Below are 11,645 nucleotides of genomic sequence, written 5' to 3'. Positions count from 1 at the left end.
GTTATCGGTAAAGTAAGTACCGTGCAATCAGGTCTTACGTTAGAATCATTAAATGAATTAATAGAAAAAGCTTTTAAAATAAAGAAACTAAAAGCCTTATGTTTAATTATTAATTCTCCGGGAGGTTCGCCTGTACAATCTGAGCTTATTGCAAAACGTATTCGTGACCTTGCTAAAGAAAATAAAATAAAAATTTATAGTTTTATTGAAGATATGGCAGCTTCAGGCGGATATTGGCTTGCTTGCAGCGGAGACCGGATATATGCTTTGCCAAGTTCGGTTATCGGTAGTATTGGAGTAGTATCAAGCGGCTTTGGTTTTCATGAAGCGATGAATAAACTTGGAATAGAGCGAAGAGTTTACACAGAAGGGAAAAATAAATCGGTATTAGATCCTTTTCAGCCTGTTAACAAAGATGACCTTAAAATTATAAAAAGTCTACAAAAGCAGGTTTATGAGCATTTCGTAGATTATGTTAAAACAAGAAGAGTAGGGAAGTTAACACAACAAGACGAAATTTTATTTAACGGTGAATTTTGGGCAGGACAAACGGCTCTTGATTACGGCTTGATTGATGGTATAGGGGATATGTATAGCGTGATGAAAGAAAAATTCGGCGATAATATTAAGTTTCAATATCTGTGTGCTAAACAGCCTTGGCTTAAAAAGAAACTTGGCATGGGAAGCAAGATATTAACCGATAATTTTGCTAATTCTTTAATTGATGCCGTTGAAAATAAAATTATTAACGATAAATTTGATATAAAATAAATAGGCATTGCCTAAAAAGAGTTGATCTAAAGTTTCTATGTCATTCCCGCGAAAGCGGGAATCCAGAAAAAAGCGAGATAAATCGAGCTTTTAATTTTAAAAACTTACTGTGTACGCACCTTTTAATTACTGGATTCTCGCTTCCGCGGGAATGACACCTGAAGGCTAAACTATACTATAAAACAACTTTTTTTAGGCAATGCCAATAAATGTACCAGATCAACTCTTCACCTATGAGAAGTATTATGAATATAACGCAAGTTAAAATTAAGAAATTAGAAAATTTTTCAGGCAGTTTGCCGGAATATGCTACAGAGCATAGTGCGGGGATGGATTTAATAGCTGCAAACGACCAACCTATAACAATAAAAGCAGGTAGTATACAGTTAATCCCGACAGGCATTGCTATAGCACTACCGGACTCGTTTGAAGCACAGATAAGACCTCGTTCGGGTCTTGCCGTTAAACACGGTATTACGGTTGCTAATTCACCGGGTACTATTGATGCAGATTATCGAGGTGAAATAAAAGTTATTCTTATTAACCTCGGCACAGAAGATTTTGTTATAGAAAAAGGCATGCGAATTGCACAGATGATAATCGCAAAGTATGAACGTATATTATGGGAAGAAAGTAGCGCGCTTGAAGAAACGATGCGTGGTAGCGGCGTTTTTGGTTCGACTGGTGTTTAAGGGTTCTAAAAACGTCATTGCAAGTGGGCGTTGCCCTAATCGTCATTGCGAGCGACCATAGGGAGCGTGGCAATCTCAGGAATTCTTCCTAAGATTGCTTCGTCAAATTACTTCGTAATTTTCCTCGCAATGACGATTATGTATCCACGCAGTAAATCATAAAACTTATGAAAATAAAATTATTAATTACGATATTCTTGTTAGCTTTGAACTGGATTCCGTGGTCAAGCCACGGGATGACAACTGGGGTAAATGCTAATTCCGGTCCTGTAGATAATATAAAACAAATTTTTACCTATATCGATCAAAAAAACTGGTCACAAGCTGAAGATTTAGCTTTAGAAGTAAATAATAAAGCTTTAACAAAAATCGTTTTTTCACAAAAATTTTTGAATAATAAATATTCAGATAATAGTTTTGAGCAGGTAATAAAGTTTTTACGTGATAACCCAAATTGGCCTCAAAATAAACTACTCGAAGAAAGAGCCGAAGAATATCTAAATAATAATACAAATAAAAAAGTAATTTTTGATTGGTTTAGTAAACATCCGCCGCTTACTGGTAAAGGTTATAAGTTTTATGCGGCTGCTGCAAGTAGCTTAATTAAAGATCAGAAAATATTATTGCCTATTATTAAAGAAGCATGGATATATGCCAATTTCATTCCTGAAGAAGAAAAGGCATATTATAGTAGATGGCATAAATATTTAACTGCGAGTGATCATTTAGAGCGAATAGAAGAACATTTATGGAAAAATGATATTAGGTCTGCTGAGCAGTCGCTAAAATATGTAGATCAAGGCTATCGTAATTCTTTTAAAGCACAAATTGCGATTATAGGTAAATCACCAAACGCTGAGAAGCTTTTTAGAAGCGTTCCTGAAAAATATTATACTTCCGGTTTGTTATATCGTTATTTAGATTCTAAGAAAACGCAAAAACCGACAAAGGAAGATATTACCTTATTTAAGAAAGCCAAAAATAACCGTAAGCATTTTGCTAAATGGTGCCGCATTCAATCTTATTATGCTCGTGAATTCATCGATTACAAAGATTTTGCTAATAGTTATAGAATGGCAACGCTTCCTTTTGCTACTTGTCCTGAAACTATAAGAGAGCAGGAGTGGCTTGCAGGTTGGCTTTCTTTAAGCTTTTTAAAGAAGCCGGATCAAGCATTAGTACATTTTAATAAGTTTATTAAGATAGTTAAAACCCCCATTAGTTTGGCGCGTGGATTTTATTGGTTAGGCCGCAGCTATGAAGCAAAAGGCGATAAGCAAACAGCTAAGAAATTTTACGAGCAGGCAGCCAAATATTCTTTTACCTTTTACGGACAGGTAGCAAATATTGAATTAAATAGGACAAAGTTAGTTTTGCCTCCTATTCCCGTAATAACTTCTGAAGAAAGGAAAAACATAGAAAATAAAGAGATTATTAAAGCAATAAAATTGCTGGTTAAATATAATAAAAACCATTTAGCTATGATATATTCCAAAGCAGCGATTACAAATACTAAAAACCCTACGGAAATTCAAATAATTGTGAATATTATTAAGGGATGTAATAATACCCATTATATGGTTGATGTAGCAAAAATTGCTGCTCAAAATAACATTTTTATTTCAGATTGTGCTTTCCCGACGCCTTATAATCTAGCAGGTTTACCTATCTCATCTCATTTAACTTATGGAATAATTAGACAGGAATCGGTTTTTGATCATTCGGCAATAAGTAGTGCAAGTGCTATGGGCTTAATGCAGCTTATAGAAAAAACTGCTTGCGATACTGCAAGATCTATAAATGCTAAATGTAATGTAGCGGATTTAACTAGGAATCCGGTATATAATATTAAACTTGGTACTCATCATTTTAAACAATTGCTAGGTGACCATAGAGGCTCTTATATTTTGTCTATTGCTTCTTATAATGCCGGAAGTCATAAGGTAGTAAAATGGATTGATAGATTCGGTGATCCAAGAGATATAAAAGATACTAGAAAAATCGTAGATTGGATAGAGCTTATACCTTATCGTGAGACAAGAGATTATGTTCAAAGAGTACTTGAAAATATTCAAATTTATCGTATAATTTTAGGTGAAAATAATACTCTAAAATTCAAACAAGACTTACATGCTTGTGATATATCAAAAAATTAATTTTTCTTAGTGCTTTATTTTGACATATGGTAATATGTAGGTATGATACGGAAACTAATTAAAACATAAATTAAGGAGAAGATTATGAAAAAAATAGAGCAAGGCATTAAAAAACAGCGTAATGATACAGATCCTCAAGTAAAGAAATATAAACAAGATCTTGATGTAATCGGCATTGGATATGACCATAAATCTGCACATTGTGAAGTTCCGAATCATGCTACTGGCGGGTTTGAATATTTTAAATGGGACTGGATGACAAGCACTACGGGTAGTCATTCAGAAATAGTACAAATATTTAAGAAAATAGTAAGAACTTTAAAAGAAACTAAAAATAACCCGGCCCAGTATGAAAACTTAGTATCTAACTTGGATGCTAGTACTAAAAATGCACTTGATGTTAATATTAAGAAGTATAATATTACTGTACCGACACAAGATACTAATAAGTTAATAGATGAAGTATTAACAGGAATGCAAACCTGGTTAGATACAAAAAGTCATATCCCTATAGAACTTAAGCAAAAATTCTTAGAGTTAGGCCCTAATAATTTAGAAAAGTTTATAGAAAGTGCTTTTAATAAATTTAACAATAAATGGACAGTTAAAGAATTTATTAATAATGCTTTTGTACCACCTAGAGAGGAAAGTAACAAATATCTAGCTGATAGTGGTTGTGATTCAGCTGAGCAGTTATGGACTAAAATGGAAAACCCTAGAATAAGCGAGGCTTTAAATAAAGCTACAACGTCGAGTGTAAGCTCTAGTGACTTTAAAGGTAACACGTCAGATGAAGATTCCGATGATGATATAGAAGTTATATCAAAAATACCTGGATCTGATGAAGATTCCGATGATGATATAGAAGTTATATCAAAAATACTTGGATCTGAAGTAACGTTTACTAATGGTGCTAAATATGAAGTTAAGAAGATTATAGATTTATTAGATAAACCAAATTTTATAAAACAATTAACTAATATTTTAAGCAAATTATCGCCTGAAGATTCTAATCTTGTTAAAAAGGAAATAGCATTAAAATTAGCATATATTTCTAATAACGATAAGGATAAATATGAAGCTGTACATGAGATAGTCGATAATATGCCACAAACGTTTATTGATGAATTCAATAACTATTATACTCTTGCTCTTGACCAAATGAGAATTGAAGAAGCAAAAATCTTAGGTGACGGTGTTTCGTATTTATAATAATTTCTTGAGGTTATTCTTGGTTCCTATGTCGTTCCCGTCTCTCTCTATGTCATTCCCGCGAAAGCGGGAATCCGCTTCTTTCCTCTGTGTCATCCCTTGATTTATTCATGGGATCCAGAAAAAAATAAAATAAGGACTGGACCACGTGGTCAAGCCACGGGGTGACATAGTAGATTTACCTGTTCATGTAACAATACCTATCAATTATATCTATGATTCTTAAAAATTTATCTTTACTAGTAATATTATTCTTTTCAATATCAGCTTTTTCTGCTGCCAATAATCTAAAAAATATCCCTATTACCGTTGTTGCTCCGGCAACAGGTGCTGATAATAAGACTTTATCGGATTTAAAAAATATTAATGCTTTAAATTTGCAGATTCCGGCTAAGTGTCTTGTTAAAGGCAAGTTACCGTTTCTTGCAAGCAGCGATGAAGTAAGGTTTAATTGTCTGAGGGAAGCGTTATTTGATAAGTCTGATAATGTAGTATGGAGTTTACGAGGTGGCTATGGCTCGGCTAGATTAATTCCCGATTTACTAAAACTACCAAAACCAAATAAAGAGAAATTTTTTATAGGGTATAGCGATATAACGGCTTTACATCTTTTTTTATCACAAGAATGGGGATGGAAAACTATTCACGGCAGTAATATAGCCGATCTTTTAAAGCCCGAAAAAGATCAAAGCAATTTTACTAAGCTTGCTGAAATATTAAAAGGTAAAGTAAAGAAAGTTACTATAGATAATTTATTACCGCTTAACGATATAGCAAAATCAAGCGATCTTGTTAATGGCAAACTAACCGGCGGTAATTTAACTATGGTGCAGACTAGTATAGGAACGAGCTGGCAGATAAAAACTAAAGGCAAAATTCTTTTTTTAGAAGATGTGAATGTAGCTGCTTTTAGATTAGATCGTGAGCTTTTGCACTTAAAGCAAGCAGGATTGCTTGAGGATGTTAAGGCCATAATATTTGGTTCATTTGATAAAGATTCGGAAAGCACAATGTTAGTGCTTCGTAATTTTGCAGATAGTTTAAATATTCCGGTATTTAAAACAAATAGATTTGGTCATGAAAAAATTAACGATCCGATTATTTATAATACTGATAGTAAGATTATTAAAAATAAAGGATTTAAGTTAGTGATGGAGTTGTAAACATTATGCCACCCCGTGGCTTGACTAGGTTTGTTGCATAGCCCTTATGTCATTCCCGCGTAGGCGGGAATCCAGCATAAAGCGAGATAAATCGAGCTTTTAAAAAGCTTTAAAGTACTGGATTCCCGCCTACGCGGGAATGACATCGAGTCTTACCATGTACCTTCGCAGGAATGACATAATTAGCCTATCGACCCAAATGCAAATAATCATTATATTTTGATAAATTCAAATCATAAGAAAAGGACTTATTTGTAACGTAATATTCAAGTAATTTTATGAGTCCTGCTTTATGTCTATTTAAAGTCTCGATGCTTAAAGCTATTTCCGTTGTTTGCACATAAGGTTCGGTACTAGTTATTTTCACGTAGGCGATAATATAGTCAATTGATTTAGACTTGCCTACATCATTACTCGTCGTCTCGCCTATTATTATAGGCTCTACCCTCGGTGCCTTGTATCCAAGTCCAACTGAATTGACTATATTATTTTCATTTTTAATATTAAATCCGTTTTCTAGTAACATCAAGCTTTCTATAATAAGTTGAGGAGAGAGTCCAAGCTCTATTTCTTTCTTGGTTGGAATAGTACCGGTTTTATAATCCAGTATAGTTATATTGTTTGATTTACTTATTTCAATGCGGTCAGCTATACCGATTATTTTTATATCTTGACCTGCAATATTTAATCGTAATTCCCCTTTAATCTCAAAATAGATTTCTTTACAGTTTTTTCGACGTTCTATATCAAATAAAATAAAGGCTTTGCTGAAAGCTGTAAGTTTTATTTGCCAAGCTTTTTTTGTGTAGGTGGGTAGAATAGTGCCATATAAAATATGATTACCGATATTTATTAAGGCAACTTGTTTATCAAGCAAATTTAAATCAATATATTGTTTGTCATAATTTTTAGAATATTCCTCTAAAACTTTATGAATAAAATTACCAAAATCCGATATTTTAGGCTCTTCCCATATATTATCTTTTTTACGTAATCCAAGGATTTTCTTAGCATAAAAACCGTACGGGTTTCTTATTAATGTTTCTATATCGGTTACGGATAAGATTGTTGGGAAAGTAGTACTAAGAGCTGTGGATTGCCGTGGCTTCTCATTGTCATCCCGCGACTTGATCGCGGGATTCAAAAAAATATTACCACTTTTATTAATTGCATGGATACCGTGGTCAAGCCACGGTATGACACCTTTTGATAGCTTCAAAAATAAATTAGAAGGAGTTGACAACTTCCCATCATATTTTTTAGCATTTAGTATAATTACTTGTTTATTTTGTAGAAATAAATTGAAGTAACCTGAATATAGAGTAGAGCCAATTTCACCATAATCTATATTTAATATCTGCAAAGCTTTCTTGCTAAGCCATGGGTGAGCCTTGTTATTAGGAGACCAGTTTTCGCTATTAAAATGAGGTAATATAATTAAGTCAAATTCGCATAATGCTAAATCTTCAGGTTGTCCTATAATAACATTAGCAGGGTCGGTATTTTTATAATATTTGTGACTTACAAGTAAAAAAGAGAAAATTTTAGGAAAGTCTTTTTTATCATTGGATTCCTGCTTTCGCAGGAATGACAGGAATGACATAGAGAGATATGAGGTTAAATTTGTTAAAAATTCAAGTAGTTCTGCTCCTCCTTCTTTTTCCCAAATTTCAGGTACAAGTTTTTCAGCTATTTCTTTAGTTAAGGTTAGAATATCTTGTATACTATGTGGAGTATCGTTAAATAAAATATCTATTAGGTTACGGCAATATTCTTTTACCTCTTCATTATCAAATTGTAATTGTAATAAATATTTTGGTGAAGATATAAAACGGTTTTTACCTGATAGCATTAGTTCTAACTTCTGTACGGCAGAGCAGTTAATTAAAGGGTTTTTAAGTAATAAAAATAAGATTTTTAAATCAAAATTATTACATAATATTTTAATAATAGATATCAGTAAATCGGCAATATTCGTAAGAGCTAGATCATTACCGATTAAATCTTCAAAAGCTAAGCAATATTTATCTAAAAAATTACAATATATTTTTTTAAGTTTGTTATTATTTGTAACAATTGCTATCTTTTTATTACTATTTTGAGTGCATATATAAGCTACTGCTTCCGCCTCTTCATAAATATTTGTGGGGTCGTAATAGCATATATTATCCTTAATTGTAGTTAAGTTGGGATTGTAGTAAATTACATAATCCTTTAATTCTTCTTCAAATTTTTTTAAGAAAGGATCAGGTTTGAATATTCCCGCTAGTATTACGTGTCTATGATTCGTTTTTATCCTTATTATTTCTTCTTGTAATAGCTCCCTATAAGCAAGTTTCCGAAGAGGTCTAGTTTGTTTTTGAGTAAGCGATATTTCTTCTTGCCATCTCAAAAAGCAATATTCTAGAAATTTATAAATCTTTTGCCAATAGTTAGAATTATTATAAGTTTCTATTAATTTTATATCGATATTATTGATTATAAGATCATTAAATAGTTTTCTTAGAATTTCTGCGGCTTTTAACGATTCTTCAATATTAAAAGGTAATTCTTTATATTCGGTGATAATGGATGATAAAATAAGTAATTCTTCTATTTTAGATATATAATCCGAATCATTTTTTTTTGAAAAGATAGCACTAAAAGGAATAATGATAGGTAATTTAATTTGATATTTATCGGTTAAAATCTTCTTTAATTCTAGGCATGAGAAATTATTAGGCAATATTATTTGAACTTCGTTACCTTTACCTAATTTATCAATGATATGCTCAGCAAAATTTTCTAAAAAAGTCATAATAATATATTTTTAGACTAACTATAACATATTGGATATTTAAAACAAATTATAATAAAAAAATCATATTTTATGATAAATAATACTTGATTACTAATTTTTATTAATTATTATGTAGAAATTACTAACAAAAATTAAGGAATATGTAATATGTCTAATATAACATATATAGTAAATACAAGAGAGAAAGATCAATATTTAGTTTTAAAAAAGAAACCTTATCTAAGCTATCTAAAGGTAAAATTAAAGGTTTAGTAGCTAAAATTTTTAATAACGATTTATATTGGATACCTAATGATTCTCATACTACTATTTTAAATGAGGAAGTATATGCGCCAATTGCTGAATTATTATATATAGTTAGTGGAATTAGTTTATATAAGTACAAGTCTTTTATTAATTCTTTAATATCCTTAAAGGACATAAATTTTACTACACCCGTGCCTCACGGTGTTGCAATGTTAGAATCTACTAAAGAAAAAATATTACAAATTATTAAATCCAAATCTTGAAAATATATTACCTAAAAATGTGTTTTTAAGGTCCGTTGATAATAAAAAAGAAGAAAAAATTAATGAAAATGATAAGAAGTTACTGGAAGATAATTTAAAATTCTTTACCACTCCAAGTATTTTTGCAGTTCTTGGATACGGTCCATTCAATGAGAATGAATATAATTCTTCTCTTACATATTAACAAAATAATCCAGAAAGCTTAATACCAAACTTAGTATTATTAAAAACCACACATGATGGAGCAAAAATTTCTAAGCTGAAAGATATTTTAAATAATCATTATTTAAAAGCTAAATCGACAGTAGGAAATTGTTTAAATGTTATTTTAAAGTATCATGAATGTTATAAAAGCTTAGAAACTATAAATTTAAGCACAGATGTAATTAAGCAAGATTTATTAGATAAATTACCTGGATTAACAGATAAAATAGAAATAGTATTAAATAGTCCTGAAGTAGAAAATGTTAAAAACATTACTTTATTATGTAAAGAGGTAAAAGACTTTTTAAATATTTCTCCTATTACTTCTGTATTTGAAGAGTATGATAATAATTATCAAGCTCTTAAGTATGATATTGATAAGGCTGAAGAAATTTTAGGCGAAATAGGTATAGAATGGAGTTTTAGTTAAGTATTGAGTAAAGAGCTAGTAGTGTTTACACCATACTAGCTTTTATGAGTTCTTTAAATAATTCTAAATCTACTCCATTATCGTTAAGATATTCAGGATGCCACTGAACGCCGATAACGAATTTATGTTTTGTTGATTCAATGGCTTCAATTATCCCGTCTTCTGCTTTTGCAGATACGATAAGATCGTTACCAAGTTGTTTAACAGCTTGGTGATGAGTCGAATTAACCATAGTTTGTAGCTGATTATTAGCTATCTTAGCAAGTTTAGTAGCTGCTTCTATATTGATTGAATGCGAAACTATGTTTTTAGGTGAAGGTTGTGTATGATTAATTATTATGGATTGTTCTGTTTCTTTAATATAATCAGGAATATGCTTAATAAGAGTACCTTTGAAAATAACGTTTAATAACTGCATTCCTCGGCATATTCCTAAAACCGGAATATCTTTCTCTAATGATTTCTTTAAAACTAATATCTCAAAATTATCACGTTCTTCATTAGAAATTACTACATCTTCGGCATATTCCGGTTCATAAAATTTAGGATGTATATCCTCATCACCGCCTGGAATTACAACGCCGTCAACAAGGTTCATAAGTTCGTTTATTGTTTCGCTTTGATATGGTAGTAATAGCGGTACACCGCCGGCTGCAATAATCGCATCAGTATAGTTTCTTCGCAAGGCATACCATGGAAAAACAGCATAAGTATATTTTTCACAATTTTGAGCTAAATCAGGAGTAATACCTATTATCGGTTTCTTTTTCATTTTGTTATCGTTTTACTACCTTGGTGTTAAGAAATATATCATGGAGCATTTTTTCCTCTTCATTAAATAACATAAAAATAATGCTTACTATAAGACCTATTATTGTTATATTTATAAGAAAACAGGCAATAAACCTAAAAAATGCAGTAGTGCCATCTATTGCATTGCCATCATATATATTTACTATTTTTATACCTAATATTCTCTTTCCAATAGTCCCTTGCGTTTTTGATGAATCTGAATAAGAAAAGTAAAAAGCTGCTATAGTGAAAGATGTAAAGAACCATATTGCATCAGGATTTGAGAGAAATCTAATAAATATAAATAGGATTGTTGATATAATTGTAAGTAAAAACTTATCAATTAGTATAGCAAAAAATCTTCTGAAAATCATAAAAACCCTAAATTTATATATTAGACTTTATTTGAGCTTATTTATTCATCGTCTTACTACTCTAGTACCACAAATCATATCCGGTATAGATGTTTTTTGTTTGGTAAATACTATGCATAAAACACTGACCGTTACCAGTATTAAATGTATAATTGATATTATTTGTACATTCATTAGGTCATCTATCATACCTAAGACAAAACTTAATGATACTCTAAAAAAAGATTTTAAAAAGCTCATCCTAGTTCCGTCTGCTTTATTAATTATTTTCATATTCAATAAATATTTCCCTGGGGTAGCTTGTAATTTAGAGCTTTCAAACAAAGCATAATATAACATTACAGCGATTGTAGTAAGAATAATATTGCTTGTAATTGTAAGGTAAGCAAGATAATTTTCTAGAGCTAGTAGCGGTGTAGCAGGGTAAAAAAATTTTAATTTACAAAATAACAAACAAAATGTAATAAGTAGTTGTATTGCTCCGTCAATGAACGCTGATCCGCTTCTTCTCCAAAATCCGCAATATGTGTAATCACTCATAG

Annotated in this window: 11 protein-coding genes; 6 read left to right on the top strand and 5 right to left on the bottom strand. The window is 31.1% G+C overall.

Going from position 1 to position 11,645, the window contains the following annotated elements:
* The 5 genes from AC1Z7D_RS03575 to AC1Z7D_RS03555 form a co-directional block, all read left to right on the top strand.
* Nucleotides 1-771 (top strand): S49 family peptidase (locus tag AC1Z7D_RS03575; RefSeq protein ID WP_482602044.1); only part of this gene is annotated, 771 nt, incomplete at its 5' end.
* Nucleotides 772-1,016: 245 nt separating this feature from the next.
* A complete protein-coding gene (dut, locus tag AC1Z7D_RS03570; protein WP_482602042.1) occupies nt 1,017-1,463 on the top strand; it encodes a dUTP diphosphatase in 447 nt (148 codons plus the stop codon).
* A gap of 167 nt (nt 1,464-1,630) precedes the next feature.
* Nucleotides 1,631-3,619: a lytic transglycosylase domain-containing protein gene (locus AC1Z7D_RS03565; protein ID WP_482602040.1), complete on the top strand. Its 1,989-nt coding sequence runs from the start codon at nt 1,631-1,633 to the stop codon at nt 3,617-3,619.
* Between the two features lie 84 nt (nt 3,620-3,703).
* Nucleotides 3,704-4,831: an SrfF family effector protein gene (gene srfF, locus AC1Z7D_RS03560; RefSeq protein ID WP_482602038.1), complete on the top strand. Its 1,128-nt coding sequence runs from the start codon at nt 3,704-3,706 to the stop codon at nt 4,829-4,831.
* Between the two features lie 215 nt (nt 4,832-5,046).
* On the top strand, nt 5,047-5,994 hold the full coding sequence (locus AC1Z7D_RS03555; RefSeq protein ID WP_482602036.1) for an LD-carboxypeptidase: 948 nt from the start codon (nt 5,047-5,049) through the stop codon (nt 5,992-5,994).
* Nucleotides 5,995-6,181: 187 nt separating this feature from the next.
* Here AC1Z7D_RS03555 and AC1Z7D_RS03550 read toward each other — a convergent pair whose 3' ends face one another.
* On the bottom strand, nt 6,182-8,791 hold the full coding sequence (locus tag AC1Z7D_RS03550; protein WP_482602034.1) for a PD-(D/E)XK nuclease family protein: 2,610 nt from the start codon (nt 8,789-8,791) through the stop codon (nt 6,182-6,184).
* A 531-nt stretch (nt 8,792-9,322) separates the two neighbouring features.
* On the opposite strand from AC1Z7D_RS03550, the gene AC1Z7D_RS03545 reads away from it, so the two are divergent.
* Nucleotides 9,323-9,487, top strand: a complete 165-nt coding sequence (locus AC1Z7D_RS03545) for a hypothetical protein (RefSeq protein ID WP_482602032.1) — start codon at nt 9,323-9,325, stop codon at nt 9,485-9,487.
* A gap of 161 nt (nt 9,488-9,648) precedes the next feature.
* Here AC1Z7D_RS03545 and AC1Z7D_RS03540 read toward each other — a convergent pair whose 3' ends face one another.
* The 4 genes from AC1Z7D_RS03540 to AC1Z7D_RS03525 all read right to left on the bottom strand — a co-directional run.
* Nucleotides 9,649-9,780, bottom strand: coding sequence for a hypothetical protein (locus tag AC1Z7D_RS03540; RefSeq protein WP_482602030.1), 132 nt, complete (start codon nt 9,778-9,780; stop codon nt 9,649-9,651).
* Nucleotides 9,781-9,962: 182 nt separating this feature from the next.
* Nucleotides 9,963-10,709 carry a gamma-glutamyl-gamma-aminobutyrate hydrolase family protein gene (locus tag AC1Z7D_RS03535; RefSeq protein ID WP_482602028.1) on the bottom strand — a complete coding sequence of 249 codons (747 nt, stop codon included), beginning with the start codon at nt 10,707-10,709 and terminating at the stop codon, nt 9,963-9,965.
* 4 nt (nt 10,710-10,713) lie between these two features.
* Entirely contained in the window at nt 10,714-11,103 is a 390-nt protein-coding gene (locus tag AC1Z7D_RS03530; protein ID WP_482602026.1) for an RDD family protein, read from the bottom strand.
* Nucleotides 11,104-11,148: 45 nt separating this feature from the next.
* Nucleotides 11,149-11,645 (bottom strand): RDD family protein (locus tag AC1Z7D_RS03525; RefSeq protein ID WP_482602024.1); only part of this gene is annotated, 497 nt, incomplete at its 5' end.

This window comes from Rickettsia sp., assembly GCF_965035265.1.
Note: the sequence above shows the minus strand (reverse complement) of the source record. Positions and strands in the feature narration are given on the sequence as shown.